The organism is Acinetobacter sp. A1, assembly GCF_012371315.1.
Lineage (GTDB): Bacteria > Pseudomonadota > Gammaproteobacteria > Pseudomonadales > Moraxellaceae > Acinetobacter.
Map to the genome: position 1 here is coordinate 94,547 of NZ_JAAZQY010000003.1, position 13,533 is coordinate 108,079.

The 13,533-nt window shown below is 40.1% G+C and carries 12 protein-coding genes; 8 read left to right on the top strand and 4 right to left on the bottom strand.

The window, feature by feature from the left end; genetic code table 11:
• The first annotated feature begins 124 nt into the window (after window positions 1–124).
• Window positions 125–2,773 carry a M66 family metalloprotease gene (locus tag HHA41_RS02015; protein ID WP_168460305.1) on the top strand — a complete coding sequence of 883 codons (2,649 nt, stop codon included), beginning with the start codon at window positions 125–127 and terminating at the stop codon, window positions 2,771–2,773.
• 197 nt (window positions 2,774–2,970) lie between these two features.
• On the opposite strand, the gene rpsT is transcribed toward HHA41_RS02015, so the two are convergent.
• On the bottom strand, window positions 2,971–3,240 hold the full coding sequence (gene rpsT, locus HHA41_RS02020; RefSeq protein ID WP_004976669.1) for a 30S ribosomal protein S20: 270 nt from the start codon (window positions 3,238–3,240) through the stop codon (window positions 2,971–2,973).
• A 215-nt stretch (window positions 3,241–3,455) separates the two neighbouring features.
• On the opposite strand from rpsT, the gene HHA41_RS02025 reads away from it, so the two are divergent.
• The 7 genes from HHA41_RS02025 (at window position 3,456) to HHA41_RS02055 (ending at window position 11,891) form a co-directional block, all read left to right on the top strand.
• The gene (locus tag HHA41_RS02025) at window positions 3,456–4,121 is read left to right on the top strand and encodes a nucleoside-diphosphate sugar epimerase (RefSeq protein ID WP_168460307.1); all 666 of its coding nucleotides are present in this window, start codon (window positions 3,456–3,458) and stop codon (window positions 4,119–4,121) included.
• Window positions 4,122–4,133: 12 nt separating this feature from the next.
• Window positions 4,134–4,646: a ribonuclease E activity regulator RraA gene (rraA, locus tag HHA41_RS02030; protein ID WP_168460308.1), complete on the top strand. Its 513-nt coding sequence runs from the start codon at window positions 4,134–4,136 to the stop codon at window positions 4,644–4,646.
• 49 nt (window positions 4,647–4,695) lie between these two features.
• Entirely contained in the window at window positions 4,696–5,475 is a 780-nt protein-coding gene (locus HHA41_RS02035) for a glutathione S-transferase N-terminal domain-containing protein (RefSeq protein WP_168460309.1), read from the top strand.
• Window positions 5,476–5,703: 228 nt separating this feature from the next.
• Window positions 5,704–6,063 carry a hypothetical protein gene (locus HHA41_RS02040; protein WP_168419377.1) on the top strand — a complete coding sequence of 120 codons (360 nt, stop codon included), beginning with the start codon at window positions 5,704–5,706 and terminating at the stop codon, window positions 6,061–6,063.
• Between the two features lie 183 nt (window positions 6,064–6,246).
• Complete coding sequence (gene mfd / locus HHA41_RS02045; RefSeq protein ID WP_168460310.1) at window positions 6,247–9,708, top strand: transcription-repair coupling factor; 3,462 nt, start codon at window positions 6,247–6,249, stop codon at window positions 9,706–9,708.
• Window positions 9,709–9,918: 210 nt separating this feature from the next.
• Window positions 9,919–10,353, top strand: coding sequence for an HIT family protein (locus HHA41_RS02050; protein ID WP_004976660.1), 435 nt, complete (start codon window positions 9,919–9,921; stop codon window positions 10,351–10,353).
• Window positions 10,354–10,421: 68 nt separating this feature from the next.
• Window positions 10,422–11,891 carry an adenylate/guanylate cyclase domain-containing protein gene (locus tag HHA41_RS02055; protein WP_168419379.1) on the top strand — a complete coding sequence of 490 codons (1,470 nt, stop codon included), beginning with the start codon at window positions 10,422–10,424 and terminating at the stop codon, window positions 11,889–11,891.
• A gap of 141 nt (window positions 11,892–12,032) precedes the next feature.
• Here the strand turns inward: HHA41_RS02055 and HHA41_RS02060 are convergent, their stop codons facing one another.
• The 3 genes from HHA41_RS02060 to fdx form a co-directional block, all read right to left on the bottom strand.
• Window positions 12,033–12,461: an OmpA family protein gene (locus tag HHA41_RS02060; protein WP_168460311.1), complete on the bottom strand. Its 429-nt coding sequence runs from the start codon at window positions 12,459–12,461 to the stop codon at window positions 12,033–12,035.
• Window positions 12,462–12,670: 209 nt separating this feature from the next.
• Complete coding sequence (locus tag HHA41_RS02065; protein WP_168460312.1) at window positions 12,671–13,009, bottom strand: hypothetical protein; 339 nt, start codon at window positions 13,007–13,009, stop codon at window positions 12,671–12,673.
• A 172-nt stretch (window positions 13,010–13,181) separates the two neighbouring features.
• Window positions 13,182–13,520 (bottom strand): ISC system 2Fe-2S type ferredoxin, encoded by a 339-nt coding sequence (gene fdx / locus HHA41_RS02070; RefSeq protein ID WP_168419041.1) that lies wholly within the window; start codon window positions 13,518–13,520, stop codon window positions 13,182–13,184.
• Window positions 13,521–13,533 lie beyond the last annotated feature (13 nt).

Below are 13,533 nucleotides of genomic sequence, written 5' to 3' on the forward strand. Positions count from 1 at the left end.
GCTGCATTTTTCAGTAGATTGCATAAATTTTATAACCTTATTAATATGATTTTATAAGCCATTGAATAATATGTGTTTATTGTTGTGTTTTTAGTCGATAATTGACATTGGGGTAAAAAAATTAATGAAAAATGTGACTCGGTTTTCGCTTAGTCTATTAAGTGTATGTGTATTATCATCTATGCTTGCAGCATGTGGCGGCGGTGGCGGTGGGGATGAGGCGACTAATTCAAATCATGCCAATCCATATCCTGAACCCAAGCAAGATGTGATTAATCAGTCTGCACTCGGTTTTTTTGATTACAACGCTAATTCTGAATCACGTGAAGTGCGTAATGATTTAGAAGGTGATTTACAGGCGATGATTCAATTCGCGCAAGGGCATGTGGTCGATCCGAATGGCAACGAAGCAAAAAAAATGCCGCGTTTGACCTCAGAAAAAGAAGCATTGCTATTGGTCACGCCAAATCAGGGTATGGAGAATATCAATACTTTGCAAGTTGAAGTGTATCAAAATGAACGCTTGTTACGTCGTATTGCTTTAGCTGATCCAGCTCAGTTACCTGCTTCAGATCAGAGCAATCAGGATGGTCGTGCAGAGGTGCTATATAGTAAACGTGCATGGTCAGCGAAATTAAACTGGGATGAAATACGCCCTGGTTTGAAATTACGTTTGGTGGATTCTAAGCAGCGTAGCGGGACTTTGCCAGCAGAAAAAATTGATTTTGCCGCTCCGGGTGAGTTGGTGCTGAATAATATTCGTATTGGTTTATTAACCGCACCGCCAAAATCTGGTGGGCATTATATGTTGCTTGAACCAGAAAAAGCGGGTACCGATTATTTTCAGACCATTCCTGCCGCACAAATGACTGTAGCGAAATATGATGATATTCAATTAGATCGGGTGATGGTGGCAAATGGCACCATTTACGATACGCAAAGTGCGGGTGAAGGTGGTGTCTACTCGGGTGATATGCGGGAAAATACTGCAAAATCGACCTTTAGTGTGGGCATTAACCTTGCGAATTGGGGGGTGACCAGTGCCTCCATGTTGAGCCATCAACAACCCCAACTGACACAAACAGTCATTACTCACCATGCGCGTGGTAAATACAGCAATGGTGATCAAAGTCATGGCTTAAGTGGGGGTAATGGTATGCTCACACTCTATGATTCGGTGGGGAATGAGTTTAGCCATGAAATTGGGCATCATTATGGTTTAGGGCATTATCCTGGCTCTCAAGGCGAGAACATGTTTTGGGCTGCGCACCATGCCGACAGTGGGTGGGGCTATATTAGCTATCGTAATAAAATGTGCGGAAATTTAGCATGGCATTCTCGAAATTTGGGTGATGGAAAAAATGGTGTTCCAAACTTCTTAAAACAATATGCTTATGGTTGGGATGCCATGTCTGGCGGTGCAACCAATAGTAGTATTTCCCGTTATACCCACTACACTGGTTATAGTACGCATATCCGAATTCAGCCACATTTTGGCGCACGTCACGTGTGGGATCAAAGTTCGCCAAGTGGTTATAAATTGTGGAATAAAGACACGCGCCAAATGGAAGTGGCGTATCCTAAAGTGCCAAACTCAAGTGAGGTTTGGTATAACAGTGCTGATGGTTATTATTTAAAACCACGCTTGTTTGGTGTGCCTGTCATTACAATTATTGGTGGCTATGACCCTGAAACTCAGCAAGGGGTGTTATATCCTGCTGCGCGTAGTAACTGGGGGAATGTCTATAACTTACCTGCTGCACAACGTGGTTTGGAAAATTCCGCATGTTGGTTAGATGTTAAATACGCCAATCGGAACCAAAACGTGGCTTTGTCTCCTAATCGTATGCGAGGCAATGCCAACAAGTTACACGTGAATTTAGCCCTGAATGAGCAGCCGCAACAAGTACAGTTGTGCTGTAAAAAAGCCAATGAAACTGAAAAACTATTATCTACGCTGAATATTCCACAATATACCGACAGCATAAAACCTGCAGTGAAAATTGGGCGTGAGAACGGTTATGATGCACTGAGAAAAATTGAATTACCTGAGTTTCAGGCACAGTTGGGGGCTCAAGCCAATCAACCCGTTGTCGCTTTAAAACCTGCAGCACAGCTGTTATATAATTCTTATGCAGCTCACCGTCAGGAATTAAGCTCTATTGCACAGCAACAGTTACAGCGTTATGAGCAGCAGCAAAATGCCATCTACCGATTAAACCGTTGGATGAATGTTTATCGTGCTCACTTAGAAAAAGCAAAACCAGAAGCAACAACGGCTTTAAGCAGTTTTGTCACGCAACTTGGTTTAGATAATGAGAATGTAGTGGCTGAAACCACACTCATGAAAAACCGAAATAACTGTTTGAAAGTTGAAACATTGGCAAGTGGTCAGAAAAATGCCTATATCAGTGGTGCAAGTGCCTGTACGGGTGATGAAACTGAACAATGGATATATGACGGTTTAGGGCGTATTCATAGCAAAGCTGAGATGGATCAATGTTTAACCAATAACGGCAATGTGGTGTCATTGGCAAGTTGTAGTACTTCTAAAGACAGCCAAGTATGGGAAATGCACACGGCTTCGGGGACGATTCGTCAGGGTAGCCAATGTTTTGACTTAGAACATGGCTATTTAAAAGAAAATCGTGCACGTTTAATTCGTTATGGTTGTACGGGCGGAGCTAACCAGCAATGGACACAATTAAAAGCCAACAACAGCTTGCAATTAGCGTATTTAAGTCCACAAAATTTAAGGCTAATGCTGAAGTAAATTGTTGCTAGACCTTAAATAATCATCTGCATTAAAAACACCTTTTGGCTTGTTCAGGAGGTGTTTTTTATTTTGAGGTTATGATTGCTTGGCGGTATGCAGCAAGCTTTTACTGTATGCGAGCGGGTGTTAAAGATTAGATACGCCAAATAACAGGCACAAAAAAAGCCCTAACGGGCTTTTTTTGCTGATAACACTTAGTTAGAAGCTAAAGCTTTAACTTGAGCGTTTAAACGGCTCTTATGACGAGCTGCTTTGTTCTTATGGATGATGCCTTTATCAGCCATACGGTCAATTACTGGAACAGCTTTTTTGTAAGCTTCAGTAGCAACCGCGTAATCACCAGCAGCAATAGCAGCGATTGTGCGTTTTAAATAAGTACGAACCATAGAACGTAAGCTTGCGTTGTGTTTACGTGCTTTAACGTTTTGACGAGCACGTTTTCTAGCTTGAGCAGAGTTTGCCACTCGTGCACTCCTTGAAATAGATTGGTCTGGGCGGGCTGCAATTACTTCCGAAAACCAACATCAGAAGAATTATCACCAGCCCGTAAACAAGTGCCATATTTTGATGAAACTAGACAGTTAAGTCAAGTCTTGACATGCTTTGACAACATTTTAGATGCAGAAAAATCAGAAAGAAACAGGTAGATTAAGGCTAAGCCTCAGAGATTGTTTAAAAAATGACAAATTTTATTCAAAATGCAATTGTAATTGGTGCAAATGGTTTGGTTGGGCAGCACTTGGTTAAACAGCTAAGTCTGCTGCCTGAATGTGAAAAAATTACCGTGGTTTTACGTAAGCCTTGTGCAGCATTAGAAAGCTTAGAAAAAGTCCAAAGTCTGATATTAGAAGATTTTTTGTTGCTCAATGATGAAGACGTGAGTGGCTATAGCCATGCATTTAGTTGTTTAGGCACCACCTTAAAAAAGGCGGGTTCTCAGCAAGCATTTTATGCGGTGGATTACAGCATTAATGCACATTTCGCAGAATTACTACAGGCAAAGGGTATGCATTATCTCTTGGTCAGTGCTTTAGGTGCCAATGCCAATTCGAAATTGTTTTATAACCGTGTTAAAGGCGAATTAGAGCAATATATTGAAATGCTGGATTTAGATAAAGTTTCTATTTTGCGCCCATCTTTATTGTTGGGGGAGCGCCACGAACAGCGCCGTTTAGAAGGACTAGGTCAAAAGCTATATCATAAAATATCGCATTTTATCCCGCAGCATTTTCAATATAAGCCAGTGACAGCCAAGCAAGTGGCTCATACTATGGTCGAGGCAGCACAATCACAAATTCATAAATACCAAATCTATGATAATTTACAAATACAAAAAACCAAGTAAAAGGGGAAAGACGTGTCTACAGTACCATTTGTGACCTGTGACTTATTAGATGACCATCCAGACCACAACCTTCAAGTGGTGATTCCATCTTTAGATGGTAAATTTTTCAAAAGTTACGGTGCACGAAAAACCTTTGGTGGACAAGTTGTCACAGTAAAATGTTTTGAAGATAACTCACGTGTGAAAGAGTTACTTGCTACAGATGGCACAGACAAAGTGTTGGTGGTAGATGGTGGCGCATCTATGCGCTGCGCATTAATGGGTGACTTGATTGCAGAATCTGCAGTAAAAAATCACTGGAATGGTGTGATCATTTATGGCTGTGTACGTGATGTCGATGCAATTTCAGCACTTGATCTAGGCGTACATGCTTTAGCTTCAATTCCACAAAAAAGTAACCGTAAAGGTGTGGGCGAAGTTGATGTGGCTTTGCATTTTGGACAAGTGACTTTTAATTCGGGCGATTACGTCTATGCCGATAACAACGGTATTATTGTGGCAAAGGAAAAACTGGTAGAGCTATAAGCCACTTGATTAAGTGACTGACAGTTTTGCATATAAAAAGGAAAACAAGATGGTGCATCATCAAATTAAAGTGATACAGGCTTTGGCATCTATGCTGACTGAAGGTGGGCGTGGTGTGAACGGCACTGCTTTTCCTAAGCAACCTGAAAAAGCTTTAAAGTTATATGAGTTTGAGGGTTCACCATTTTGCCGCCGTGTGCGAGAAGTCATGACCTTATTAAATTTAGATTATGAGGTCTATCCATGCCCCAAAGGCGGTACAAAATATCGACCTTTGGTGAAAGAATTGGGTGGTAAAACTCAATTTCCATTTTTAATAGATGAAAATACTGGTGATCAACTTTATGAGTCTGAGCAGATCATCCAGCATTTATTCAAACATTATGGTAACAAAGGCACAACACCGAAAAAATATGCGCATTACCCAAAAATTCCTTATCTGGCTTTAGCGGGTACTTTGCTGAATGGTGCACGTGGTGTTTGGGTGAATCAAAAAATTACTCAGCGTGCTGCACCTGAGCAATTACTTGAATTATGGGGTTTTGAAAGTAGTCCTTATACGCGAATTGTACGAGGTGTACTTACAGAGCTTGAATTACCTTATAAGTTTCATAATGTCGCTAAAGAGCGTTGGCAAGATCAGGGTTTGGCAAAACTACGCTTAAAACCCGGTAAATATGTACCTTTGGCGGGTGGTAAGCGCGAGCAAGTTTTAAAGGTCATGGGGAATAATATTCAAGTCCCATTTTTAATTGATCCAAATACACAAACACGCTTGTTTGAGTCAGCAAAAATAGTGAAATATTTGCAGAAAACTTACGGCAAATAAGTTGTAAAAACTTTTAATGGATTGAAAAGCATCTTCAGGATGCTTTTTGCATTTTTAGGGTGGGAAATAATAGCGTTGAAAATAAAAGTCTATTACAAATAGCCTAAGCACAGTCATTCTTTGCTAAATACAGTGAACGCCTATAAAACTCGATCAGTTGCATCCAGTTCAGTGTAGCCTTTAAACTGTGCAGCACTTTGCTAGATTCATCCCATCCGAAGGTTCAATATGCTCAATAAGCTGACAGGTTTATTTAAAAATAAAGCGCAAGCAGAAGAAGAGGCTTATCTTGAAGCACATCAAATACAATGGGATGCTGAGCAGGGGTATATTGTAGAAGGGATTGTTTTAAACAAAATTTTGGCAGAACGATTAAATTATTTGTCAAACCGCCGTATGCAGCAGTTTGATGATTTAGCACAGCTGTATTCTACAGCCATGATTATCAATGAAAAAATTGATCTTGAAATTGCACAGCAGCGGTTTAATGAAATGGTGGGCAATACAGAAGAAAATTTGCTTGAATTTAAGGTAATTGTTAAAAAATTGAATGATTATTATCGACAGTTCTTACGTGATAAAAAGTAAAGTTCTGCATAGCACAAAATTAGTGAATACAATTTTAAAGTCGCTCAAAGATATAAAAGCTTACTCAAAAGGGCATGCCAGTATGAGAAATATACAGCTTTAGGATTAATAAAAATTACGCAAATCCGTCAATTCATCGTGCTAGTATAAGCCCCATGTTGTTTAGACCCTAAAGCTATATACATGTTCCAACAAGAAATTTCTCAACTCAACTTAGCGCAACTTAAAGCGGGTGAAAAACGCTGGATTGGCAATCTACAAGGTTCTGCTGCGGCATTATTGTTTAAAGAAATTGGTCAGCAGAGTCGGCATTTATTTGTCATTGTGGCGCGGAATCAACAACACTTGGCGCAGTTGGAAAGTGAATTAGAGTTTTATGGGGTTAAACCGACCATTTTCCCAGATTGGGAAATTTTACCGTATGACCGTCTATCACCTCATCAAGACATTGTCTCAGAGCGTTTGGCAATTTTGTCCAATATGCCACAGCAAGGTGTGTTACTGGTATCTGCAACGACTTTGGCGCAGCGTGTTGCACCAACTACGTGGGTACTCGGTGAGCATTTTGATATCCGTGTTGGGCAAAAATTTGCTTTAGAACAACAAAAACAGCGTTTGGTACAAGCAGGCTATCATTTGGTTGATACAGTCTATGATCACGGCGAGTTTGCCGTACGTGGCAGTATTATGGATATTTATGCTTCGGGACAGGAAGCCCCCATTCGTATTGACTTATTTGATGATGAAGTTGAAACCTTAAAGTTTTTTGATCCAGAAACGCAGCGTACCACGCAAAGTCTGAAAAACTTTACAGTTTTACCCGCGAAAGAGTTTCCGTTAAAAGAAGGTCGTGCAGTTTTCCGTGACCGATATGCAGAGAGTTTTCCAACAGCCAACCCAAAAAAGAACCCAGTGTATCAGGATGTGTTGGAAGGTATCGCATCACCAGGTTTAGAGTTTTATTTCCCGCTATTTTTCACTAATGAACAGCTTGAAGGTCAAAATACACTGCTTTCGTACTTACCTAAGCATTGCATTGTCATTACAGATAAGGCTGTGGATGAAGGACTGACTCAATTTTGGAAAGATGTATTGTATCGTTATGAAGACCGACGTCATAACATCGACCAGCCAATTTTGCCACCTGAACAATTATTTCTACAACCGCACCAATTGTTAGAACAGTTGAATCAGTTTGGACGAGTGATTGCATCTCCCGAAGCTTTTGAGCAAAAAGTAGGTGTAGTGAATCTTAATACCTTAACACCACCACGTTTAGCAGTAGATCCAAAACAAGAAAAACCCTTTCATGCAGTGAAGCAATATATTGATGCTGCTAATCATCCTGTCTTATTGGTAGCAGAAAGTGCAGGCCGTCGAGAAACTTTAAAAGATGCGTTACGAGCCGCTTTGGGTGAAATTCCACAAGTCGACAGTTTTGAGGCCTTTCAGCAGTCATTACAAGCCATTGCAATCACCAATGCACCATTAGATCGTGGTTTAGTCATTCAAGATAAACTCAGTGTTATTTCAGAAAATCAGCTTTATGAGCATCGGGTAGTACAACGCCGTCGTAAACGCCAGCAGGAAGTTTCTGAAGAGTTTTTAATTCGCAGTTTGACCGAATTAAGCATTGGTGCACCTGTGGTACATATTGATTATGGTGTGGGGCGCTATGCAGGTTTAATCACTTTAAGCATCGATGAACAAGAGCATGAGTTTTTGCAGCTCGATTATGCCGATGCTGCCAAAGTGTATGTACCTGTGACCAATTTGCACTTGATTAGTCGCTATAGTGGTGGTGATCCAGACCTTGCGCCTTTGCATAAGTTGGGCACAGATGCATGGAATAAAGCCAAGCGCAAAGCTTTGGAGCAAATTCATGATGTAGCGGCCGAATTGCTGCATATTCAAGCACGTCGCCAATCTAAACCTGGTTTTGCTTTTGAGTTAGATCATAGCTTGTATATGCAGTTTGCTAGCGGCTTTGCCTATGAAGAAACCCTAGATCAAGCCAATGCCATTGAAGCGACCTTGCACGACATGCAATTGGCGAAACCTATGGATCGTTTGGTGTGTGGTGATGTCGGTTTTGGTAAAACCGAAGTGGCGATGCGTGCTGCATTTGTAGCAGTACAGAACAATAAACAAGTGGCTGTACTGGTTCCAACGACTTTGTTGGCACAACAGCACTATGAATCATTTAAAGACCGTTTTGCCGATTGGCCAGTACGTATTGAAGTCTTATCACGGTTTGGTTCAAGTAAATCACATCAAAAAACCATTGAAGACTTAGCCGAAGGCAAAGTCGATATTGTGATTGGCACGCATAAAATTCTGCAAGAAAATATTCAGTTCAAGCAATTGGGCTTAATGATTGTCGATGAAGAACACCGTTTTGGTGTGCGAGATAAAGAACGTATTAAAGCGCTACGTGCCGATGTAGATATGCTGACGCTTACTGCGACACCTATTCCACGTACCTTAAATATGGCATTTAGTGGCATGCGTGATTTGTCGATTATTGCGACGCCACCCGCTCGCCGTTTAGCAGTCAAAACCTTTGTGCAGGAACATACGGGCGATACCGTAAAAGAAGCAATTTTACGTGAGTTATTACGTGGTGGTCAGGTGTACTTCCTGCACAATGAAGTAGACACTATTGAGCGTAGTGCAGAAACGATTCGTGAGCTAGTACCTGAAGCACGTGTGGCTGTGGCACATGGGCAGATGCGAGAGCGTGAACTAGAGCAGGTCATGCAGCAGTTTTATCATAAAGAATACAATGTTTTGGTATGCTCAACCATTATTGAAACAGGCATTGATGTTCCAAATGCCAACACCATTTTAATTGAACGTGCCGACAAACTTGGATTGGCACAGCTGCATCAGTTACGTGGCCGTGTTGGGCGCTCGCATCACCAAGCTTATGCTTATTTACTTGTGCCGTCTATCAAGGGCTTAAAGGGCGATGCTGAAAAACGCCTAGATGCAATTCAACGTGCATCAACCTTGGGTGCAGGTTTTATGCTTGCGACAGAAGATTTAGAAATTCGTGGTGCAGGAGAGCTATTAGGCGAGCAACAAAGTGGTTCAATGCAAGCCATTGGCTATAGCTTGTATATGGAAATGTTGGAAAAAGCCACCAAAGCCATTCAAAAAGGTAAGACTCCGAATTTTGATGCGCCGTTGTTACTGACTGCTGAAATTAACTTGCACATGCCTGCATTAATTCCTGATGATTATTTGGGTGACGTACATCAACGCTTATTGTTCTACAAACGCATTAGTAATACCGATACCCAAGACAAACTCGATCATATTCGTATGGAGTTAATAGACCGTTTTGGCATTCCACCACAAGCAGTGAAGCAATTGTTTGCAGTGCATCAACTACGTTTAAAAGCAGAACAGTTGGGTATCACTAAAATTGATATTGGCAGCAATGGTGGTCATATCGAATTTTCACCAGATACGCCAGTGCAAGCCATCAGCATTATTCAAATGATGCAAAAACACCCGACCTATTTCCGTATGGATGGCGGGCAGCGTTTAAAAGTCATGGTGATGTTAGAAGAGCCTGAAAAGCGGATTCAGTTTATTGCTGACATGCTGAACAGCTTGTTAAAAACCTTGCACAACTGAGTTTAAAATATGCGATTGAAACACGAAGTTTAAACACTGGTTTATGAAAACTTTATCTAGAAGCACATGATTCTATGATGAAAATTTTTCATGATAATATTGTGATTAAATTATGTTTTATTTGTACTGAAACACGATGGGAATCATACTCAGTTCAATAGGGATGTGATAGTATTACCCATCATTACAATTTGCGTCATTTATAAAGATATGTTTAGTTTGCATCCACAACTTGCTCAAGATACTTTTTTTGTAGGCGACTTTCCTCTGTCAACATGTCGTTTAATGAATGATATGCAATTCCCTTGGTTAATTCTAATTCCACGTGTGCCAGGGGTTACAGAACTATATGAATTAAGTCAGGCAGACCAAGAACAATTTTTACGTGAATCGAGCTGGTTATCTAGCCAGTTATCACGTGTATTCCGTGCCGATAAAATGAATGTTGCTGCATTGGGTAATATGGTTCCACAATTGCATTTTCATCATGTTGTGCGTTATCAAAATGACGTGGCATGGCCTAAACCTGTTTGGGGTACACCAGCAGTTCCTTATAGCAATGAAGTGTTAGCGCACATGCGTCAAACTTTAATGCTTGCGCTACGTGGTCAAGGGGATATGCCTTTTGACTGGAGAATGGATTAATTCTAAACACGGGTGCCACGCAGGAAGCGTGGCATTTTAATCCTAAATCGGAGTAGGTTGCGGCGTTCATGTATAATTGGATGGAAAAAGATCCCAAACAATTCGAATTCCTGCATCGTTTAGTCGGGTATGCGAGTTTATCCCTGATTATGGTGGTATACCACTACACCTATGCCGATACCAATTACCAAATCTATCTTCCTATTTTTCTTATTTTTCTTTTATTAATTATTCCTAAACTCTCACGCTGGATTCAATACAAACGAAATCATCAAGCTAAGCGTAACTTATTATTTATTATTGATATTGTTGTCGTAGCTACCTGTCTTTCTGCAGTACATTTAAACTTGGTTCTGACTTTTGTGGCGTTGTTTGCGCTGTTATACACTGCAATTTATATTAAAGTTTCCTTCTTTTTAGTGGCCTTAGCGTCTTTACTTGCTGTTAGCGTTTTTTATCTTTGTAATATTTTTATTTTTGGTTTTCATGAGTACTTTGAACAAAGTAGTACCGAACTGACCATTTTATCTTTTCTGTGCATGATTTTTTATTTTGGTATGGGCAGTGCATATCAAGCGCAGCGAATTCGTTTCACGATGGCAAAAAAAGACCATTATTATAGCCAAATGAACCGTTATATGGAGTTTGCCAATCAGTTAAGCCGTTATGCACCATTGCAGCTTTGGCAATCTATTATGAAAGGGGAATCTGAAGCAAAAATTGAATATAAACGTAAGAAAATGACGATTTTCTTTTCAGATATTCAGGGTTTCACAGAGCTTTCTGAAACCTTAATTCCAGACGATTTAGCATTTTTACTCAATGATTATTTGAGCCACATGACTGAAATTGCCAAGCAATATGAAGCGACGGTAGATAAGTTCATGGGTGATGCGATTTTAATTTTCTTTGGAGACCCGAATACTCAAGGCGTAGAACAAGACGCAAAAACTTGTGTGGAAATGGCAATTGCCATGCGTCAGCAAATGAAATTATTGCGCGAGCGCTGGGTTAAAATGGGGTATCCACCGTTGCATATTCGTATGGGCATTAGTACGGGTTATTGCCACGTAGGGAATTATGGCGCAGCACATCGTATGGCCTATACCATTGTAGGGCGTGATGCCAACTTAGCTGCACGTTTGCAAAGTGCAGCAGAGGTGGATGAAATTTTATTATCAGATGACACTTATAAATTAATTAAAGATGATTATTTGTGTGCGCCTAAAGCGCCGATCTTTTTAAAAGGAATTCAGGGGCCAGTCAGAACATGGCAGGTGATGGAAAAATATGCCGCCAGTAAGTCTGATTATCAGCGTTGGTTTGACTACGAATACAAAGGTTTTCATTTATTGCTGAACTTAGATGAAGTGCAAAACTTTGAGTATCCTGAACTGATTACGGTACTGGAAAAAATGATCAAGCGTATTCAAACCCAGCAACATCTGACCAACTCTCAAGGCATCGTGAAACTGAATCTTGAAGATGAAGTGATTGAAACCACACCAGAACCGAGCCAACCAGAACAATATCATTAGCACTAAAATAAAACAGCAGTTCTGCATCAGGAAATTATTAAACAAGCGTTTAACATAGGCTAATTCCATCCAGTCTGAGTTGAATGAAATTAGCACTTAGTTAAAATATTGTTATTGCCTGTGAGTAACTAACTCCGAAAGCTATTGAATTTTCACTAATTCTACACGTCTATTCAAGGCTTTGCCTTCATCCGTTGTGTTGTCAGCAATGGGTTGTGACGCACCGAAACCTCGTGGCTGTAAACGATCTGCCTGAATATCTGCTTGTATGAGCGCATTTTTAACAGCTTCAGCTCTTGATTCAGAAAGTTTTAAATTGTGCTGCGCTAGACCTGTATTATCTGTATGCCCATCAATAGATAATTTTAATTGTGGATCCTGTTGCAGTAGTTTCACTATTTCATGAATAGCTGTTTGGCTAGATGCTTCAATTTTGGCGCTATCTACAGCAAAATTAATATGCACAATTGCTTTGCCTGTTTCAGCAATAGATTGAGCTAATTCATCCGATTGTGGTTGCATGTTCAGTTGCACTTTTTGCATTTTTGCTTCAAATGGTTTGAGTTCCATAACCACAATTTTAGGTGAGTTTAGGCTAAGCTGGGCAATTACAGCTTGTTCTGCATTGTTTTTAAACCCGTATGTATATGTTTTTTGGCCAATATTCAGCTCTATATTAGAGTCGGTGTAAGCTATTTTTTCTGTTAGCTGAAAAGGAATTTCAGTATCATTTAATTTTTACGCACCTATGGTTTGCATATTTTGTTCAAAACTTTTAATTAAAATGAGTTCTGAAATATTGTTTGAAGTTTTAGATAATGGAACTTTATAGAGTTTTCCTTCAAGCGCGTGATAGTTTTGTTGAATTGCAAAATAAAACTGTTCATAATCCTGTAGTGATGGGCCATTTTCAGCATACCCTTCAGGAAGTGAAATATAAGGAAACTGGTCTGGGCTAACTGATTAATATCAAAATTTTGAGCTTGTTGGGCTGTTTCAACTTTCTGTTCTGTTTGTGTCGTGTTGGTTTCGATCTGGTCTGGTTTTTCGCTTTTACTACAGGCTGTACATAAGCATAAACTTAACACCGTGCTTATAGCTAAATGCGCTTTTTTCATTATTCTCTCCAAAATTTTGTTTAAATCTAATTGGGCAACAGCCTTTAAGTTTGGGTATAAAATTTGTTCGGAGAATAGCATATTGGCACAATACTCAAGTTATCATTTTGTTATTCGCAAAATAAAAAAGACTGCCGAGGCAGCCTTTTGAGTTCTTTATAACGAAAAAGAATTAATGATTTTCAGAAGCATGGTTAATCGTGTATTTTGGAATTTCAACTTCTAAATCTTCATCCACAACTTTAACTTGGCAAGACAGACGAGAGTCAGGCTCCAAGCCCCAAGCACGGTCTAGCAAGTCAGCTTCTACATCATCCATTTCTTCTAGGCTATCAAAACCTTTACGTACAACAACGTGGCAGGTAGTACATGCACAAGACATATCGCAGGCATGTTCAATTTTAATGCCATTTTTTAATAGGCTTTCGCATAAATTTGCATTTTGTTCGACTTCAAACTCAGCACCTTCTGGGCAGAATTGCGCATGTGGAAGTACTTTAATACGTGGCATAATCTTTACCTTA

Bases quoted from the DNA above. Each gene is read 5' to 3' on its own strand.
- HHA41_RS02015 (WP_168460305.1), top strand. From the start codon at position 125: ATGAAAAATGTGACTCGGTTTTCGCTTAGTCTATTAAGTGTATGTGTA.
- HHA41_RS02025 (WP_168460307.1), top strand. From the start codon at position 3,456: ATGACAAATTTTATTCAAAATGCAATTGTAATTGGTGCAAATGGTTTG.
- HHA41_RS02035 (WP_168460309.1), top strand. From the start codon at position 4,696: ATGGTGCATCATCAAATTAAAGTGATACAGGCTTTGGCATCTATGCTG.
- HHA41_RS02040 (WP_168419377.1), top strand. From the start codon at position 5,704: ATGCTCAATAAGCTGACAGGTTTATTTAAAAATAAAGCGCAAGCAGAA.
- mfd (WP_168460310.1), top strand. From the start codon at position 6,247: ATGTTCCAACAAGAAATTTCTCAACTCAACTTAGCGCAACTTAAAGCG.
- HHA41_RS02050 (WP_004976660.1), top strand. From the start codon at position 9,919: ATGTTTAGTTTGCATCCACAACTTGCTCAAGATACTTTTTTTGTAGGC.
- HHA41_RS02055 (WP_168419379.1), top strand. From the start codon at position 10,422: ATGTATAATTGGATGGAAAAAGATCCCAAACAATTCGAATTCCTGCAT.
- HHA41_RS02060 (WP_168460311.1), bottom strand. From the start codon at position 12,461: ATGGAACTCAAACCATTTGAAGCAAAAATGCAAAAAGTGCAACTGAAC.
- HHA41_RS02065 (WP_168460312.1), bottom strand. From the start codon at position 13,009: ATGAAAAAAGCGCATTTAGCTATAAGCACGGTGTTAAGTTTATGCTTA.
- fdx (WP_168419041.1), bottom strand. From the start codon at position 13,520: ATGCCACGTATTAAAGTACTTCCACATGCGCAATTCTGCCCAGAAGGT.